The following is a 19,011-nucleotide window of genomic DNA, read 5'->3' as shown; positions in this document are numbered from 1 at the left end:
GTTAATCCCCTGGACGTATCTCGGACCGTAGGAATCTCATGTAGGAGATGGCGAAGCAGATGACTATGCCCACCACGAGGGTCGCGATGTTAGCCCAGTTGGCCACGAGAGCCTCGGTCAGCGTAAGTGTCCTCCGAAACTCTTGGAAGCCCATGCCATGCATGAAACCCCCGGTAACGCCCAGAATATCCGATGCAGCCTCAGCGTAAAGGTTCGTCGGCGACAATTTCTGGATGGTAGATCGTACCACCTGTCTCTTCTGCATCATCTCCCTGAACTCAGGGGATATCCTGAGCCTTCCCTGTCCTCCCTGTCCTCCCATCGTGAGATCCCTTCCCGGAAGGGGCACTATCATGCCTGCAATGGCAGATGCGAGTACACTGAGCACGATGGAGAAGATGAGCCAGGTAGCGATAGATGCCATTATTGACGTTGAAGTCTTTTTAGCTAACACCGAGTAGAGGATACCCAAGGTCAACCAGAAAACCAGGTATACTATGGTCAGCAGCGAGAGAACTAATATCTTTAAAGCATCAGCACCGGTGGGCCCGAACCCGAGCATGGGAATCGCCAAGCCTGAAAGTATGACGATGGTGCCCACCGAAATGGTCAACAAGGCTGCGGCTCCAGCGATGAATTTACCGTTGATCACTGAGTCTCTAAAGATTGGCTGCCCTAGGAGTATTGAGAGTGTACCGTTAGCTCGCTCTTTGTTAATGGCATCGAAGCCAAGGGCGAGACCCAGCAGGGGGCCGGCGAAGACCATGATCTGGATGAATGAAAATCCAAACTGACTTCCTGAGAATATATTGACGAATCCGGCGGCTTCGTTGTCTCTGATGAAATCTACGCCTTGATATGCAGTGAGTATAGAAAGGAGCAGGACCAAGGCAAACAGGATGAGGAATCGCTTGCTCCCAAACTGGTCCCTGAGTTCTTTCGCGGCTACAGTGAAGGTGCCCGCCATTTTCAGCCCTCCTCGTAGTACTTCATAAAGATCTCTTCCATGGAGTACTCTTTGGGTTTCATCATAAGAATCACGGCGCCGTTGTCTGTTATCGTCTTGGATACTTTGTAGTCGCTTTCAACGCCCCCATAAACAAAGAGCCGATTACTTTTCTGAGTCACCGACTTGACTCCCTCAACGGCCTCCAAGTTCCTGACAAGTCCATGAGGCACCTCAGAGAGCATGAACTCGATGTTCCTCTCCTCGCTCCCAATCATATCATTTGTTAGGTTCTCTAGAGTCTCCATCACTATGAGCTTCCCTTTGTTAATGATACCAACACGGTCGCATGTCATCTGAACCTCGTTGAGCATATGGGAAGTTAGCACGACTGTGAGTCCCTGCTCCTTGTTTAAACGGATTATTAGCTCCCGTACCTCTTTGGTGGCTACTGGATCCAGGCCCAAGGTGGGCTCATCCAGAAAGACGAGTTTAGGCTGCTTGACTAGTGTCGCGGCTATCCCGACTCGTTGCTTCATCCCCCTTGAGAATTTTTCATATTTTTCGTCTGCCCAATCAGACATCCCTACGATCTTTAGCATCTCGCCGATCCTCTCTTCACGTATATCTTTCGTTAGGTCATTGAGCTTCCCGACGTACTCAAGGTTCTGGGCGGCCGTGAGCTCACCATATAGGCTGCTATATTCTGGGAGAACACTGGCGACACTCCTTATTTCCCTAGAATTATCGATTATGTCGTACCCCGCCACGGTAGCCTTCCCCGAGGTAGGCACAGAAAGACCCATGAGCATAAGGATCGTGGTCGTTTTCCCGGCCCCGTTGGGGCCTAGGAAGCCGAATATCTCTCCTTTCTGCACAGCCATATCTAAGGATTCAACAGCTGTGAAGTCGCCGTATCTTTTTGTCAGATCGAATGTCTCTATCACATTTTCAACCATTTCGTCTATCTCCTCTTGAATCTCGTGAACACAATCGCGAGACCGATTACAGCTATTATTGCAAGCCCAAGCCCTAAGAAGCCCCACGAAGTTGATGCCTGCGCGGTTAGTCTGAGGTCGGCCTCCTCGGATTCCGCTTGGTCACTTAAGGCCTGCACAGTGACAATATAGTCCCCCGCAACGGTGTCCGAAGGCGTCTCCGCCGATAAGGTGAATATCGCCGATGTCATTGGGGCCAGAGATGCTAGTTGTGAAGGAGAAACCGTGACGTCCCAATCCGCGGGGACAGTCGTCTCAAGGTGGAGGAACGTCAAGGGGGAAAGCCCAGCGTTGGTGACCTCAACATTGAACTCTACAGAGTCTCCAATGGTTATTGTGGTGAAGAGCGTTGAGAGCTCGAGTTCAACATCGTGGGAGCCCACAACAGTGGCTTTGAGTTCGATCTTCTCAGACAGTGCCCCCTCTGCCGACTCAGCTTGAATCACCAGAGCATAATCGCCGGTCTCTGTGTTGCTCGGAGGCTCCACGACTAGGTTTAGATGCTCAAAGTCATCCACTGGGAGGTAGAAACTGGATACCTCGATGCTCCCCGACATGAAGACGGCGTCCCAGTTGTCTGGAGCTGAGACGACATTCATAGTGAGCTGGTCGTCGTTATCTCCGTTGTTTTCGACTTGTAAGGGATATGTGATGGTGTTCCCCGCTTCAACTGTGACATCCGTGAAGGTGCTCAAAATCTCGATGTCGCTGAAGGACTCCTTCAGTTCGACCCCCAATGAGAGGGTGTCTCCTACGCTCCCTCCTTCGGACTCAACGAGTACCATGAGAGAGTAGCTTCCAGGCTCGTAATCATCGGGGGAGATCACCTCGAAGACAAGGTTTGAATACGATCCGGCTGATATTAAAAGACTAGAAACCTCGACAGTCTCTGACATAAAGACAGCATCCCAGGTCTCAGGAGCAGAGAGAACCGTAAGTATAAACAGGTCATCAATGTCTCCTTTGTTCCGAATTGTTAGCGCGTAGTGGATAACAGTTCCGGCGTCTACAGTAACATCGGTGAATGAGCTCAGGAGATCCACCTCACCCTCGGACTCCTTGAGACTTACCTTCAACACCAGAGAGTCCCAGATTACCCCGTTATCCGAGACCATTAGGATCTCCAACTCATACACGCCTACATCAGCTGTAGGAGAAGGCTGCACCTCAAAACTAAGAGCCTCCGAGTCACCAGATTCAAGAAACAAACTAAGGACCTCCATGCCGCTCCCCGTGATAAAACTCGTCTCCCAGCCCTCGGGAGCATCAATAGAGAACTCGACGGTCTCATCAGCTTCACCCGTGTTAGTAGCCATGACGGCGAAGTTGACGGCATTCCCTAGCTCCTCTGTAATATAAGGATAAGTAGAAGCCAGCTTGGGTTCTCCGATCTCGGACTGGGATAGCGGAGTGGGTTGAACTAAGAATATTAACGAGGTGTTCAAGCTGCCAATGACAGTGAGATTAACACTCCCTATCTCGATCGCATTTTCCGGAACACCCACTTCAAGAGTGAGGCTAAGGTCCCCGGAGCTAAGTTGCACTCTACCAATTTCACCCATGGAGTCAAGAACCCTAATATCCCATCCCTCCGGGCCGACCACGCTAAACTCTGTCACTTCAGATTCATCCAAAATACCTACAGTGAAGGGAAAGCTTGCCGTTTCACCCCGGGAGACGATCCTGCTCAGTACGGATGCATCAAGCCGTAGGTTCTGGAGGAGAACGATCTCCCCCATCTTTATGGGGTCGTTCTCTTCATCTAAGAACAGCCCAGCAGGTAAATTGATGCTAGTCTGATCCCCCGAATAACCATCCTTCTCAAAGTATATCGTGTATTGCCCCGGATTTTCAATTGCGAACCTAAAGTATCCATCTTCATCTGTGTAAAGTGTGGACGCGAGGTTCCCCGAGTCTGAATAGGCCATTACCTTGACGTTGAAGACAGGCTCCCCTTTTTCATCCAAAACAGTACCGTGAACGTTCCCGGAGCCAGCAGGTACGGCAAATATCCAAGCGCTTATTGGAGATGACAGAAGAAAAGCCATTAGAATAAGTACAATTGCCCCAGTTCTCCTGTTCATTCTAATCTAACCCATAGATCATATTTTCTAATGGTTTGTAATTATAACCTTTTTCAGAATTAGGCCATAACCCATTCCAGATCAAATAGGCATTACCATTATTTGACTTTTAGAACCTGCTTTCTTTCGACTCACCCATTTTTCCAGTGATAGGGGCTGGGAGATCCTAAGATACAGAGCCACCCTCGATCAACTCCTGGACCTCAACCATCAGCTCCTCGAAGAAAACGATCATCAGGGGCGAGGTCTACCCTTTAACGTCTTCTGTATCGAAAAATAACTTGCCTAACGGATCTGTTATGTTTAATGCGCATGTGATTACTGAAATATTATTTTAACATCATATAAAGATTATAATAATTCTTTTTAAACATGTGTTTTCTAGACAGCCTTTAAGGTTGTCTTCGCTCACAGGACACAATCATCTCCTCAGCTATCCATATTTTCATAAAAAATAAATACTTAGCAATCAAATAGCGGCTGCTCCCGCTAGGCTAGAAGGAGGCCCCCACCTCTTCGGCTGAACCAGGAGCATACTCTCGCAAACCAAGCACCCCCGAAAAAACAATTCATTGAACAGCACACCAGTCCTGAGGAGGCCTCATCACCGGAGAACGCCGATTAGGGTGCAAGGAGCATGGAAGTCATCCCCTAGAGAGAGATGAGACTGGGAAAAACCAACCTCAGATAGGAACATCCTCAAGATTATGAACTATCATATGAATGACATAGAAAATAGAAAAATCTCGCATATGAAACCGTATCCATTGACTCCATCCCTATATGCCCCAGAGATGCTTCGTCAAATCCTACGTTCTCAGGAGATTCAGGTCTTGTTATGAGCTCACCCAAAGGAGCTCGAGAGTTGCTCTGAAAAAGGCCGTGATCAATGCAACCACCACGGTATCGCTAAGCACTATTTCGCCGTTCATCTAGCCATATAACCCAATACGTCGAACTGTATCTCCCTAAGCTCCTCTATGAGAACCAGGCGTCTCTGGAGCGTGGGGCACGCTAATAACTCATCCACGAGCGCCTCTGAGATATAGAGAGTTTCAAGCTCCTGAGTGTTCCTGATGCGGATCATCCGCGACTTTCTTGGGTGTATAGGTCCGCTTATCCTAATGGCTGTGGCTATAGCATCGCGGTCATTTGCCAAATAGGGGGGAGTCTTCCCCGTGTGACCGCTTCCCTGGGTGAGGCAGTTCACATAGGTCTTATGATGATCGATCTTATCAAAAGCCCTTCTAGTGGTTAGGTCTGCAAGCCCTAAACCGATCGCGTTCCCATGGGTTTCCTCCGAGAGGTCGAGCACCACTATCTTTTTGATCTCCGCCGCCCTCGGATCGTATTCTCCTGGCATCCAGAACTTCCCTGTGACGTTGGTATCCATCCCAACCCCGCTAATATTTTTCCCGATTTCCTCAATCACAAGCACATCGATATCCCTGAAGGGCAGTCGGGGTAACAGGTTCTTTGCGATCTCCAGCAACTTTTTTTCCTGCTCATAGAACTCCTCAGGGAGCAATGCGTGGATCTCTGCAGTCTTGTGATGAGCGTTCTCCAGCAACGCCAAGCCCATAACAATGTTGGTTCTTTCTATGATGACCCTCCCCGCCTCGGGGAGTATTCGATGGTAACCAACGTATTTGTGCCAGTGGATCATCTCAGCCCCCTTCTGGTTTCCGAGACCTATCGCCAGCATCTTCAAGAGACCCGACTCAATCTCGCCCTTGAAGTCTGTATGAGGCTTGACTCTACCCACGACAAAGATCCCGTCCGCCTCTAGGACTTTACGGCTGAGATAGACATCAACTCCGTCTGGTAGAGTTCCGATCATCTGAACCTCCATGCTAGCCTCGATAGGGGCACCCACAGATTCCTCACTGATGCCCAGGCTACTAAGTACCTCAATCTGTCCTTCTGGAGTGGCGCCTCCGTGACTCCCCATAGCGGTTATTATGAACGGCTCAGCTCCAACTGCTTGGAGTTCGGCCACGACAGTCTTGAGGATCAAAGATATATCCGTGATTCCCCTGCTCCCCGCGGTCACCGCGATGCGTTGCCCCTGTTTCACCCGATCTCCGAGATTCTTCTTCGCTAGCTCAGATTTTATCTTAGCCGAGATATCAGAGATCTCAGGTTGATGAAATATCTGCCTAGCCTCGGCCATCTTTGGGAGGTTCATAACTTGGAATAGGGCAATAGGCTTAAGGTTTTTATTGTAATTCCTCTTACAAGCGCAACAAACATTACATTGTTAGAAGACAAAATTTGCCAATAAATCTTTATCATAAGGTCTCTATGTGCCGATGATCCGTAATCCTGTAGCCGATAAACACATGTAATTCTTTACAGAGTTTGATAGAGATTTCCGGGTTCTACTATTAACACGAGGATTACGCTCATTCAGCGCCGCCATACTAACCGTTTGTTTCACTATCTATATGAGCAAACTAGGGGCACCCCCAGCACAACTGGGGATTATATTCACAGGAATGGCGTTGGTAGCAAATATGAGAAGTTTGGGTGAAGGACTAATTGCTGATCTTTTAGATAGAAAACGGGTACTTTGCATTTATTTATGTTCTTTGGATATTCATGAATAAATAGTTTCAATGGTTAAAATCTTCAATCCTATATCCTATTCGTACCGGTTTGAAAAAATATATAATGTGTAACATCGTGCGCGAAAATATTTATGATGTTTTATAATGGTGGGGCCGGAAGGATTTGAACCCTCGACATTTGGGTGTCCCGCTCCAAAAACTCGTCATCCCCTCACGGGTCAGCATCCAACTATATACTTTCTGGAGCCCAACGTCATGCCAGGCTAGACCACAGCCCCTTGCAGACACCGCTACAACCCACCAGATAAATAAGCATTACCACCCCCAGGAAATCCTATAGTCGGAAACCTCCCCGCCCCCGAGATCCAATGCTTATCCTGTCCCCACATCAGAACACCACGGACGATCCTCCGGTTCAGGAGACCCATGCTCCCCGAAATCAAGGAAAGCAACAAGACTGCAACCTGTAGCCCTACCAAGACCATACGTTAAGAAGGCAACAGATACAACCCCTAAACTGAATTATTCAGAGCCGTTCCCAACTCTATCAAAATACACTGCCTTTATTGGCAAACCCTGGATGAGATGACCATAGAAGATGATAAAATAGAAGGGGTACTCTATCTCCACAAATTCCGAGAAGAGTAGCCTCCGATCTTAAAAAATAGGTAAACTCAAACAGACAGTTTTGGTTGTTGATTCCGGTACAGAGGGTTGTTTCAGACCGTATAATTAAATCCAGTAAAGGTACCTGTGAAATCAAGGTGCATCCCTTGGTCAACCCCAACATACTCTCCCAGAGATACGCCACCCGGGAGATGAACGCTATATTCTCAGAGGAAGGCAAAGCAAGATATGAGAGAGACCTCTGGCTCGCTGTCCTAAATGCCCAGAAAGAACTGGGCCTTGAGATCCCCATGGAGGCTATCGAAGCTTACCAGAAGGCAAAGGCCGAGATAGACCTGGGCCTAATCAAGGAGATCGAGATGAGGACTAAGCACGATGTCAAGGCAAAAATCGAGGCCTACAACATCGTCTCTGGGGACTACGAGTACCTCCACATGGGAATGACTAGCCGAGATCTCACAGACAATGTAGAGCAGCTTCAGATCAAGAAGGCCGGACGCATCCTCCTCGGAAAGTACGTTTCGGTCCTCCAGCACCTCCTTGACAAGGCCGACGAGTACAGGCACATTGGAATAGCCGCCAGGACACACCACCAGGCAGCCCAACCTACCCTCTTAGGACGGCGATTCGCCATGTGGGCTGAGGAGCTCCATAGTCATCTAACAAACTATGAAAAGTACCTAGACTCATACCCCCTCAGAGGCATCAAAGGCGCTGTAGGCACCCAATTCGACATGGCTAACCTAATGGGATCCCCGGAGAAAGCTAGCCTCCTTGAAGAGAAAGTGGCCAAATCCCTGGGATTCACAGAAATCTTGAATGCCCCCGGCCAAGTCTATCCCAGGAGCCTCGACTATACGCTTATAAGCCACCTTGTAGCCCTCGCCTCGGCATGTGAGAGCTTCGCTAAGACCATCCGTCTCATGGCGGGATATGAGCTTGTCACCGAAGGATTCAAGGAGGGCCAGGTGGGGAGCAGCGTTATGCCCCACAAGATGAATACCCGAAGCACAGAGCGGATCTGTGCATTCTCACACCTCCTAAAGATGTACTCAGATGGTGCCTCCCGTCTCGCGGGAGACCAGTGGGAGGAGGGAGACGTATCGTGCTCTGCCCTCCGCAGAGTCATAATACCTGATGCGTATTACGCCAGCGACGGCCTCGTCGAAACTGCCCTCACAGTACTCAACCAGATGGGAATATACCCAACCATCATAGAGGAGGAACTCGACAGATACCTCCCGTTCCTCGCGACTACGTCCATCTTGGGCGTAGCCCTTAGTCATGGAATGGGCAGAGAGAAAGCCTACAACATCATCAAGACTCACGCTATAGCTGAAGCCCTCAGAATGCGAGAACAGGGCACCCAGAAGAACAAACTCGTCCATTCCCTTGCCCAAGACTCAGACTTCAAGGCATCAGGAATAACAGCTGACGAGCTCAATGAGATCTTAAAGGATAGAACACGATTCATAGGGAACGCGTACAACCAGATCGACGCAGTGAAAGCGAAAGTTCAACCCCTCATCCAGAGGCACTCTACTGAGGCCCAATATGAACCTAAGGATATTCTTTGAAGCTTACCACCGAAATGTTTAAAGAAGCGCACCAGTGCCGTTTTTATGGGTAGCCGGCCAAAGGGCGTGGGTTCCACCCGAACTCATTCCGAACTCGGAAGTTAAACCACGCTCCGTTTGCGGCGGTAGTGATGTCTTCGGCCTCGCAAAACCGTGAAAGCTGGTAGCCCACCCATTCTAAAAGATCAAAGAATCGAGTATTATGGAAGGCTCTAAGATGAACATTTATAAAAAAGAAGAGAGTTTCAGTTGCTGATCTATATGTATATTCAGGTCGGCCAGCTTCTCCAGAATCAGAGTGATATCGGGATGGTTCTCCAGACCCTCTTTAGCCTAAGCTTTATTGTCTACCTATTCTATGCACAACGGATCCAGGCGATGAGCATGCTCAGGGCCATAGAAGGTACCCTCCGCAAGGTCAAAGAGATTAGGGACAAGGGGTACAACACCTCCATTGAGGAGGTAAAAAAGGCCTCAGAGGATGATTTTGATCCCACCCCAGAGGTAGAGAGATTCCTCGAGCATTTTTTCATCCCTCCCACGAGTTTGGATCCTGCCGGGATTGTCGGTAAAATGGGGCAGCTCCTCAACGTCAGGGAGAATATATTTGAGGCCGAGGTGCGAAGTATGGCACCCAAGGCGTCCGATAGTGAGATTAACAATTTAGAGAACCTTCTGGAAGCAAGCCTCGCCCTAAATGTTTACCATAAAGTGATTCGACACTTTTACCTCCTCGGCAAAAAGACCATGAACATCTATGTCATCATGCAGATCCATATGATCCTCCCCATGATCGTCAGGGAGATCGAGGCATACAGTCGTGCCCTCCAAGCGTTTAAAGAGGGTATACCCATAGGGGACAGCGTCGGCCCCCTCGTTGCTGCTCGTCTAATGCATGGCCATAAATGGAGCGAAATCGCAAAGGAGATGGTCGTCGCAGAGGTCCCCTACAATGGACGTACCCTCATTATCACTAAGGCCAAGGGACCCGGGGGCTCCGTGGGGAAGCCAGGAGACGCGATTGAGAACATACTTAACAGCCGAAAAGGACGTAAGAAAGTGGACGCAGTTATAATGGTAGACGCCGCCGGTAAACTCGAGGGAGAACCTACTGGAGGCATCGCTGAGGGAGTCGGAGCCGCCATCGGAGGCATCGGGGTAGAGAAGCATAAGATAGAGGAAGCTATCAAGAAGCATAATATCCCTCTATACGCCATCGCCATCAAGCAGGACATCACCCACGTTGTCGCCCCCTTGGTAAAGGAGCTCTATACCGCCTGTGACACCGCCGTTGAGACGGTCAAACGCATAGTGGACCATAGAACCAAGGAGGGAGACACCGTCCTCGTGGCCGGCATTGGTAACACTGTGGGGGTTGCCCAATGACCACCCGCATGACCAACGCCAAATCCAGTACCCCAATAATGAGTCTTAGCTGGATCAGCCGCATATCTTTAATTGTCCTTGGGTTAGTCAGCCTCTTCTTCCTCGGGCTAGGATTCCAGACTTACGGAGGAGAGAACTCCGATCAAGGAAACATGTACATCCTCTTAGGTACAGCAGGCTTGGCCATGATCGGCTACATGTTCTTCAGAACAAAGGCGGTATCAAGCCAGAAGCCCCCCGTTGAAAAGGCAGAGGTCATCACAATACTTGAGTGCCACAGCTGCAATCTTAAAAGGGTCAGGGATTTCCAACGGGGAGACTATATATACAAGAGCGATGAGGACTGCACAAGATGCGAGGAAATCATGACCATCAAGGGCATTCACCGGAAAGCTGAACCCAAAAAGAAACGTTAGGCAGTCGTCACTGTACATCCGTCAGACTCTATTATCACCGTGTGCTCCGCCTGAGCCACCGAAGCCCCACTTTTCTCTACGAGTTGGGGATACGAATGAACGCACTTCCCCTCTATCAGCTCCTCGAAAGCCTCGGTATCTCCAGGGATCCACCTAGATGCAAAAGGTAGGGTTCTATGGCGAGTCTGGATCAGCTTGAGCATCTTCTTGGCGGCGTCACTCCGGACTCTCCTCTTTTTCAAGAATCGATAAATATTGCTGGGGGCTCCGTCTATGACATAGGCTGAGGCGTCTCGGGGAACCGCAAATGGCTCAATTGCATATACTTCGCCTTCCTTGAGCCTGTGGCCATTGGTGCCGCTGATATTAGGTATAGATTTGCCGGCGTGGACTATGTATCTGCCGAGCCTGTGGCCCGAAAGGTTGCGAATGGGAGTGAAGCCCCTGGACTTAATGGCCTTCTCGATAGCTGCACCGATATCAGACGCAACCACGCCAGCTCTTGCTATCTTAATCGCGGCCTCCAGACCAGCTACAGCAGCCTCAGCCATCGGAATATACTGGGGGTCAAGGCAAATGGTGACGGCGGTATCGGCGATATAACCATCGACGTGGACTCCTATATCAATTTTTACAAGGGACCCATCAGGGATTACCTTTGGATCCCCTAAAGGGGATGTGTAGTGGGCCGCGACCCCGTCGATATCAACGTTACAGGGAAATGCTGGGGCTCCCCCGAGTTTTCTGATATTGTCTTCAACGAAGCTGCAGATCTCGATGACAGGTCTTTCCACCTCAACATAGCTCCGGGTCTTTTCGCGCACCTGGGATGCTATGTGTCCAGCTTTCATTAAGGGTCCAAAAGTCTCCAGTGTATAACCTCCACGTTAAGTTGTAGTCCGATGAAAAAAGAGCTTTCCCAGATATCTTCATTTAACGATGAGGATGGGCTTGGTGCAGGAGTCCACTACTCTGCGGGTTGTGCTCCCTAATATCCATCCCGTATAGCCCCCTATTCCCCTGCTTCCCATCACAATAAGATCTGCACCGTATTCTTGGGCGTATTTAGTAATGGTCGCCGAGGGACGCCCCTCCTTGAGAATAGAGTCGATGAGGAGGTTCGGATGTTTTTTCCTAATCTTTGCTTTGGACTCATCAAGAACGTTCTTGTAAACGCGCCGCATCTTATCCTGATATTGGGCCATATCCTTTGCCGCAGATAGGGGTACACCCCCGAACCCCTCGTCTGGAAACATAGGGATCATCACCCTTTGGACGACAATAAGCAGGATTAGCCTTGCCTTGAAAGTGGTAGCTAGCATGACGGCATGATCTAGTGCGTTGTCAGAGGGCTCAGAGCCGTCAATACTTACCAGGATCGTATTGTACATTGTTTAATCATTTGAATATTTGAAAGGTTGCTTATAAAATCCACCCAAACGGTCCTCTGACAGCTGTGTTCAGCCTCTAATCGGAAGAATATTAAGGGAAATATATCGCTAAACGATAAGCCACACTGATTCTCATCTTTGAAGCTGCAGACCCCCTTCCTCTATATTTTGCAGTTTCCAGGACGAATCTGGAGAACCCTAAATATTGGTGACCTGACTGGCAACTTTAAAACATTCTGAGACGGATATCATTGCAGTAATGGCAACGCTGAGGAGGGGGGTAAGTCCGCGGCGTTTCAGGATGGATTGCGCTATTGACGTGATCGATGGCTGTATCTTTAGGGGTGATGTCCGCGCGCGGTGTTTTCTAGGTCCGCCTACGGATTAGAGGTTTTTGGAGACACAGGTTAAAAATGGGGGGTGCACTCCTATTTGATTGGTATGGATTGCGACATCCTCGTCATTGGCGCGGGTATCCTGGGGTTGAGCACGGCTTACCATGCAAAGTTAGCGAATCCGGGTAGCAGAGTCACTGTGGTGGACCGGTTCGGGGGGCCCGGCCAGGGAAACAGCGCTAAGAGTGAGGGAGGGTTCCGGAATCTATTTACATCTGAGACAAATTTTCTCCTGGCTGATTCCACCATTGATTGGATGTTGCATCTAGAGGGGAATCTGGATCACCATGTCGGAGTGTCACGGATCGGATACCTGTTTCTTTTGAGCGAGAAGCAGTACTCGGAGCAGAGAAGGGCGTGGGACAGGATCGGAACCCGAGCGGAGATACAGGTCCTAGAACGTGAGGAGCTAGAAAAGCGGATTCCCGCCCTTGTCACTCAGTTTGAGGAGGACGATGAGGCGGAGCTCATGGGGATCAGGGACATTGAGTACGGGGTATTAGGGGAAAAGTGCGGAACAGTAAATGCGGACGCGTTTACCCGGGCCTATGAGAAGCTTTTCTTAGGACTAGGAGGGGAGGTCCAATACGGGACGGAGGTGACAGATCTAGTAGTGAAGCCTAAACTGGAACTGAAGATCCCGGGGGAGCCATTCGTCTGGCAGGACGCCCAGATCAAAGGGGTCAAAACGAATAGAGGCGCAATAGAGGCGGAGACCACAGTGGTTGCGGCGGGAGTCTGGTCGAGCATGCTCATGGATCCCATCGGTGTGGAATCCCATATGAGGCCTAAGAAGAGGCAGATCTTCGCGTTCAAAGACCCGAGACTGGGACCCCTTTTCCACGTAGAAGGGCTAAACAAATACGGGTCAATGCCCCTTACGGTTCTGCCTAAGTCTAACATACTCTTTAGGCCAGAGTTGAGCGAGGGAAGCATTTGGATGGCATGTGCCGACGATTTAGGGCGGGGTTTCAGGTTGGAGGACAACCCCCAGGCTGAGGAGGATTATTACACAGATGGTGTATATCACGTGCTGGCTAAGTATTTCCCGTGTTTTAAGGACCTGAGGCCTATGAACAGTTGGGCAGGTCAGTACGCGATTAATGGGTTTGACGAGCTGCCGGTGGTGAAATCGATCCCAGGGATGATCTACGTGGGAGCAGCTAGCGGGAGCGGAATCATGAAATCCGACGCGATTGGGAGGATAGCTGCCGCACTATATGCTAAGGAGGAAAAGGCGGAGCTGTTCGGGGGGCGCAAATTCCGGGCCTCTGATTTAGGCATTAATAATCGGCAGGCGGAACGGGAGACCCTGATCATCTAAAGATCCCAGTTCTTAAGGCCGTTGATAATACCCTCAATAAAATTGTAGACTGTTCCAGAGCTATATTCCTCGGGTCTTTGTCGGTGAGATATAATGCGATTCCTGATGCACCCGCAGAAGGATGATCAAAAATCATCTCCAAGGCTTCGTCCACCCAATTGCTGGGGAGGCTATCAGCTACAGAAGGCTATAGCATAGGACCTCTTGTGGGTTAGAGTGTCCATATCTATGTGTACATATGTGGTTTCTGTGGGGGTAACCAGACAAATTATCTCGAGATCACTTACTAGGAGGGGGTCCCTAATGTACTTAGTGATGATATATGACACCTGTGAGGTCAAGGGTCTCCGGCTCGCGCGCGAGGAACTTTTATTATCCTCCGTCTGATCATTCAAAGTGTTAAGGTGATTTAATGAGTGAGCAAGCTGTAGCGGTTCTCCAGACAATGAAAGACGCCGGAAAGCCCATGCGCCCTGGTGAGGTCGCCAAGGCTTTGGGCATTGAGAGCAAGGAAGTCTCTAAAGCCATAAAAGTCCTCAAGAAAGACGGTAAGGTCCATTCCCCAAAGAGATGCTATTACGCCCCAACTGAGTAAGTGGGAAAAAGGACCCTTTTTTTATTATTTTTATTAGTACAGCGCGCGAAAGGCAAAGTGCCTCAGACCCTATCATTCAGACAGAGCCTACACACAGATGGGGGCAACACACATATGGGAAAACATCTATGCCTGAAAGTTAGCAATATTATCATAAAGACGATGTTTTTTAAGAATTTCCTAGGCCAATAAACATCGATTTCACGCGCGAGAGTGAACCAAATGAATGAGAAACTACAATCCATTTTGTCATTCATAGTAAAGATGAAAGATCCCCTTGAAAACGAGATTAAACTTGCAATTATAATGTCGATATTAGACATTCTTGACGCGAGTGGAAACCATCATCGTAAAGGTCATGGCGAACATAGAGCTGATGATTGTATTCACCTCAGCAAACGCGGTCTTCATTAATGGGCTTTTCCTGGTAAACTCGGACATATCAGATTAGTCCCCTAAGCGCTTTTATCGATTTATTCATCGTCTTGTTCTGAGGCATAACCATATTCGGCGCATTACTATACATCGCCACCTGTTGCATGAGAATCTGAGAACCGATCCCCCTGTCGACCGAGACCTCTCTCATCTACTCTAGGTTCAATCTAATCCTCGCATACGCTGCGCTGCTCATAGGGGGGAGAAAACTCCTTGCTGTGGAGTAATAAATTTCAATTGAGTGTGCAGATTTTTATTTATTAGAGTCATTATTTCACCGTGTCAAGCAAATTCGATTGCCAAGTTATGGATTGGTACAGATTCCAGCTTCTCGCAGAGAAGACCGCCCGGAAGGTTGTAGACTCCGGTTACAAACCGGACATAATCGTGGGGCTTGCCCGGGGGGGCTGGGTCCTTAGCAGGGTCCTCTGTGATTATCTCGGCGTCAAGGACCTTGTGAGCCTCAAGGTGGAGCACTGGGGGGTCACAGCGACCCCTGATGGGAAAGCCCGTATCAAGTACCCCTTTAACATTGACCTCTCCGGCTACAAGGTGCTGGTGGTGGATGATATCACAGATACTGGGCTCAGCATGATCGCCGCTATGAGCTATGTTAACACCCTGAATCCCCTGGGGGTAAAGACCGCTACGCTCCAACATATTACCGGCTCCCAATTCACCCCAGACTACTTTGGAGAAAAGATCAGCTGGTGCTGGGTGATCTTTCCCTGGAACTACATCGAGGACATATCCAATATCATCATGAAAATAGATAAAAACGGAGTCACTGACTCGGAGATTGCAGAGCGACTCAAATCAGACCATAAAATTGAGGCAAACCAGGGAGAGATAAAGAGGATTCGCGATGAGATAAGGAGGAGAAACAAATAACGAGGCTTATGATGGCTCTTCACGAATTTTATATGGGGCCTGCCGTTCGGAGGTGCAGAAAATAGGCTCCTCCAGCTATGCACCACCTGAGGACTTTCTCCGAAAACTAGCAGAAAAGATGAGGTTAAAAGAGGGTGAGGAGGCCATAAGGCGAGTTCTCAGGGAGATCCATCACAGAGGCAAGGTGGGTACCAAGGACATCGCAAGGGCCACGAGGCTCCCTACCCCCGTCACCGCAGCAATTCGCAGGGAACTCGAGAAAGCGGGACTAGTCGCCAGAAAAGGTGGGGCGATCCTCACAGTGACGGGAAAAGAGTTCGTCGAGGTGGTACTGGGCATGGTAGCGAAAACAAAGGAGACGAACGACTCGCAGGAGATCGCTCCTGAGTACGAACCGATCTTGGAAAAAATCCGGGAGGCATCATCCAGACGGCCAAATGCCAACCCCAAATTGGATCAGACCCACGCCACTCCTGAAACAGCCCTGCGGAGGGCTCTTTACATGCTTGATGGGGGAAACCTTGCAGGGAGGAACGTCCTCTTCCTAGGGGACGATGATCTGGTATCGGTGGCAGCGGGCCTTCTTAGGGTGACAAAGGGGATCACTGTTGTAGACATTGACGGCAGACTCCTCGAGACCATCATGGGGGTCTCCAAGGAGGAGGGACTCAGCATCCAGTGTGTACTCCACGACCTGAGGGAGCCCCTACCAGAGTCGCTTAGGGGAGCCTTTGATACTTTCCTAACCGATCCTCCTTATACCATCCCAGGGTTAGAACTCTTCATCTCCCGGGGCATCCAGGCGCTCAGGTGGCGGAAGACATCGATCGCCTATATGGCCTATCCTGACAAGCCTCCTCTGGAGATGCTTAAAGCCCACGGGACCTTAAACTGGATGGGACTCTACGTCGACGAGATCATCCCTCGGTTTAACATCTATTTAGGAGCTGAAATACTGGCCAATACCACATCAATGTTCCGGCTCGTGGTCACTGGGGAGGCAAGACCAGTCATTACAGGCCCATTCCAAGGAGGTATATATACGGGGGAACTAAAGCCCACGATCCGGGTGTACAGGTGCCGGTGTGGGAAAGCGATAGTGGTGGGTTCATCGACGGGTTTCACAACTATTGAGGAACTCAAGGCGGGGGGCTGCCCAAAATGTAGAAGGAGAGAGGGATTCAGGCTCTCCGAGAAGCAGCGAGCCGATTGAGGCTATCGGTAAATCACCGTAAAGCCAAATAGAGGGTATAAAGTATAAAATCGAAGATGCTCAGGATAAAACAGCTCTTGGTGGACCTGTACGGTTGCAAGGCCGACCTCAATGACGACAAGTTTCTTGTTAATATACTGGAGAAGGCCGCAGTGAAGGCAGGCTCCACTGTTGTGGATCAGCTTGTCTACAAGTTCCATCCTGTCGGGGTTAGTGTCTTCCTTATCCTTGCTGAGACCCACATCTCCATTCAGACCTGGCCTGAGCACGGCTATGCTGCCGTGGATATCTTCATCTGCGGGGAGGGGAAATCCCCATCTGCGGCCTGGGAACTTATCAAGAAGAGACTCATGCCTGGATCCTTTGAGATTAAAGAGATAACAAGATCCATCGGTGATGACAGAGGATAGATTTCCAGGGCTTTTAGAATTGGGAGAATTACCGCTTGGACTTTTCACGCTCCTAGTTGTGGAGAAACAGTTTCTTGAACCATAGGTTGGATTTTTCCTCACTCAACGTGAACCTGTTATTATCAAACCTCCCCACCGGTATAGGGAGAAGGACACCACTACCGCCTCTTCTTGTCCATTAAAATAAAAACATCATTCCAGTCAAGCAGCCTTATCTTCAACCTACTATAGGCCTAGTCAACGCTCCATTTCTCAGCGTTCTTGGGTATAACTGCCTTCTTTAGCTCAAAGGGAGATGGGGACTTTCGCGCGCAAGTTGATATATGAGAGGCAGTTGCTTCGGGTCATAGGACCGCATACTTCATCGCCTCACCACATCTGCACTCCCGCTCAGCTGGAATCCCAGGCAGAGCCTCCATGAACAGTCCCTTAAAATTCGCAGAGTTAGCGTGGAGAGTCTCAAGGACCTCCTGGGTAGAAACCGGCTTCTCAGCCCACACATCGTAGTCGGTCACCATCGCGACGGAAACGTAGCAGATCTCTGCCTCCCGAGCTAGGATACACTCGGGATACATAGTCATACCGATGATCTCGGCGCCCCACTGCCTGAAAAGACGGGACTCTGCCCGAGTGGAGAACCGGGGTCCATTGACACAAACATAAGTCCCAGTGGGGTGAACCGGGAACCCAAGCCTCCTAGCCTGGTCGACGAAGTGGTCATGGAGCTGGGGGCAAACTGGGTCTGCGCTAGAGACGTGAGCAACCATGCCTTTGTCATAGAATGTATCTGGGCGGGCCTTGGTACGATCAATGAACTGATCCGTGATCACAAAGTCCCCCGGGGCATAATCCTCTTTCAAACTACCAACGGCAGACGAGGCGACGATCCTTTCAACCCCTAGCTCTTTCATAGTCCAGATGTTGGCTCTGGCGTTGATCCCATGAGGGGGAATCTGGTGATCTCTGCCGTGGCGGGGAATGAAAGCAACGCGCCTATCCTGATAGATGCCTAAGGTTATGAGATCACTTGGGGGGCCGTAAGGGGTATAGACCTCTATCGACTGGGCGTCCTCTATGACATCAGGGTCGTAGACACCAGTCCCCCCAATGACGCCGATCTCTGCAGAATATTTTAACATAGCTATTAACACCGTGATTATTAGGGGAAAGTCAGGTTAAGGTTTTTTCTTTGATTGATTTTTGGAACATTTTAGAGGGAAAACCGTTCCATTAATTGATTTCCGGTACCAAATTGTAAGCAGGAGGTATCCCTGAGTCACCCTCGGCAGGGTGATCCACACGTACTTTAGGGGAACTTTATCAGGTCTGACCCCTTCGGCCTCAGACCCATCTTTACCGAGTAACAGGGGCTTAGTTATGAGATGGCGGAGACCCTTTATAGCTTCACAATAGCTGAGACCTCCCCACTAAGAAGTCGGGATCGCTAAGGGTCAGGGGAACTGCACCTGAACCACTAGATTCTCCCTTATGTCCCTCATATACGGGAACCTAATGGACGCGTTGAAATACTACTAAGTTTAGAACTTTATTGTCCTAAAAGTTAGTATGATCAACGTTCTGTTGTTTGTTTTCTTGACTATTGAGACACACAGTGGAGATGGCATCCCCGGGGATTAGCAGCCTAGAAGACGATGAGAGGAGGCTTCTTCCTTGAGGACCTTAGTAGACCTAGAAGTAAACCATTTAACACGATAAAAAAAAGAGGTAGCGCGCGAAAAGGTCATTTCTATTC

The 19,011-nt window shown here is 49.6% G+C and carries 15 protein-coding genes, 1 tRNA gene and 1 rRNA gene; 9 read left to right on the top strand and 8 right to left on the bottom strand.

Translation table 11 applies throughout. The annotated features are described in order from the left end of the window. Position 1: 1 nt before the first annotated feature. The 5 genes from QGG23_03235 to QGG23_03215 form a co-directional block, all read right to left on the bottom strand. Positions 2–967, bottom strand: coding sequence for an ABC transporter permease subunit (locus QGG23_03235; protein MDP6048443.1), 966 nt, complete (start codon positions 965–967; stop codon positions 2–4). Positions 968–969: 2 nt separating this feature from the next. Beyond that, entirely contained in the window at positions 970–1,905 is a 936-nt protein-coding gene (locus QGG23_03230) for an ABC transporter ATP-binding protein (protein MDP6048442.1), read from the bottom strand. Between the two features lie 5 nt (positions 1,906–1,910). Beyond that, positions 1,911–4,028 carry an NEW3 domain-containing protein gene (locus QGG23_03225; protein ID MDP6048441.1) on the bottom strand — a complete coding sequence of 706 codons (2,118 nt, stop codon included), beginning with the start codon at positions 4,026–4,028 and terminating at the stop codon, positions 1,911–1,913. Positions 4,029–4,956: 928 nt separating this feature from the next. Then, positions 4,957–6,216, bottom strand: a complete 1,260-nt coding sequence (locus QGG23_03220; protein MDP6048440.1) for a lactate racemase domain-containing protein — start codon at positions 6,214–6,216, stop codon at positions 4,957–4,959. A 527-nt stretch (positions 6,217–6,743) separates the two neighbouring features. Then, a tRNA-Trp gene (locus tag QGG23_03215) sits at positions 6,744–6,876 on the bottom strand. Positions 6,877–7,356: 480 nt separating this feature from the next. Here QGG23_03215 and purB point away from each other — a divergent pair. The 4 genes from purB (at position 7,357) to QGG23_03195 (ending at position 10,604) form a co-directional block, all read left to right on the top strand. Continuing rightward, positions 7,357–8,802, top strand: coding sequence for an adenylosuccinate lyase (purB, locus tag QGG23_03210; GenBank protein ID MDP6048439.1), 1,446 nt, complete (start codon positions 7,357–7,359; stop codon positions 8,800–8,802). Positions 8,803–8,851: 49 nt separating this feature from the next. Beyond that, positions 8,852–8,971: ribosomal RNA gene (rrf, locus tag QGG23_03205) — 5S ribosomal RNA — on the top strand. A gap of 92 nt (positions 8,972–9,063) precedes the next feature. After that, positions 9,064–10,188, top strand: a complete 1,125-nt coding sequence (locus QGG23_03200) for a DUF1512 domain-containing protein (GenBank protein MDP6048438.1) — start codon at positions 9,064–9,066, stop codon at positions 10,186–10,188. Continuing rightward, positions 10,185–10,604, top strand: coding sequence for a hypothetical protein (locus tag QGG23_03195; GenBank protein MDP6048437.1), 420 nt, complete (start codon positions 10,185–10,187; stop codon positions 10,602–10,604). The genes QGG23_03200 and QGG23_03195 overlap by 4 nt, the downstream gene beginning before the upstream one ends. Here QGG23_03195 and map read toward each other — a convergent pair. Both map and QGG23_03185 read right to left on the bottom strand, forming a co-directional pair. Then, entirely contained in the window at positions 10,601–11,455 is an 855-nt protein-coding gene (gene map / locus QGG23_03190; protein MDP6048436.1) for a type II methionyl aminopeptidase, read from the bottom strand. The genes QGG23_03195 and map overlap by 4 nt on opposite strands. Positions 11,456–11,533: 78 nt before the next feature. Continuing rightward, positions 11,534–11,995 (bottom strand): universal stress protein, encoded by a 462-nt coding sequence (locus QGG23_03185; protein MDP6048435.1) that lies wholly within the window; start codon positions 11,993–11,995, stop codon positions 11,534–11,536. Positions 11,996–12,436: 441 nt separating this feature from the next. Between QGG23_03185 and QGG23_03180 the strand changes: the two genes are divergently transcribed. The 5 genes from QGG23_03180 (at position 12,437) to speD (ending at position 17,258) form a co-directional block, all read left to right on the top strand. Next, on the top strand, positions 12,437–13,714 hold the full coding sequence (locus QGG23_03180) for an FAD-binding oxidoreductase (GenBank protein MDP6048434.1): 1,278 nt from the start codon (positions 12,437–12,439) through the stop codon (positions 13,712–13,714). Between the two features lie 412 nt (positions 13,715–14,126). Continuing rightward, the gene (locus QGG23_03175; protein ID MDP6048433.1) at positions 14,127–14,309 is read left to right on the top strand and encodes a transcriptional regulator; all 183 of its coding nucleotides are present in this window, start codon (positions 14,127–14,129) and stop codon (positions 14,307–14,309) included. Between the two features lie 741 nt (positions 14,310–15,050). Further along, positions 15,051–15,635, top strand: a complete 585-nt coding sequence (locus QGG23_03170; GenBank protein ID MDP6048432.1) for a phosphoribosyltransferase — start codon at positions 15,051–15,053, stop codon at positions 15,633–15,635. 52 nt (positions 15,636–15,687) lie between these two features. Next, complete coding sequence (locus QGG23_03165) at positions 15,688–16,848, top strand: bis-aminopropyl spermidine synthase family protein (protein MDP6048431.1); 1,161 nt, start codon at positions 15,688–15,690, stop codon at positions 16,846–16,848. A gap of 56 nt (positions 16,849–16,904) precedes the next feature. Next, positions 16,905–17,258 carry an adenosylmethionine decarboxylase gene (gene speD / locus QGG23_03160; protein MDP6048430.1) on the top strand — a complete coding sequence of 118 codons (354 nt, stop codon included), beginning with the start codon at positions 16,905–16,907 and terminating at the stop codon, positions 17,256–17,258. A gap of 344 nt (positions 17,259–17,602) precedes the next feature. Here speD and mtnP read toward each other — a convergent pair whose 3' ends face one another. After that, entirely contained in the window at positions 17,603–18,397 is a 795-nt protein-coding gene (mtnP, locus tag QGG23_03155) for an S-methyl-5'-thioadenosine phosphorylase (protein MDP6048429.1), read from the bottom strand. Positions 18,398–19,011: the final 614 nt, after the last annotated feature.

It is taken from the genome of Candidatus Bathyarchaeota archaeon (genome assembly GCA_030739585.1).
GTDB lineage: Archaea > Thermoproteota > Bathyarchaeia > TCS64 > TCS64.
The sequence above is the reverse complement of the archived record's forward strand: the minus strand, read 5'-3'. Positions and strand labels throughout refer to the sequence as shown.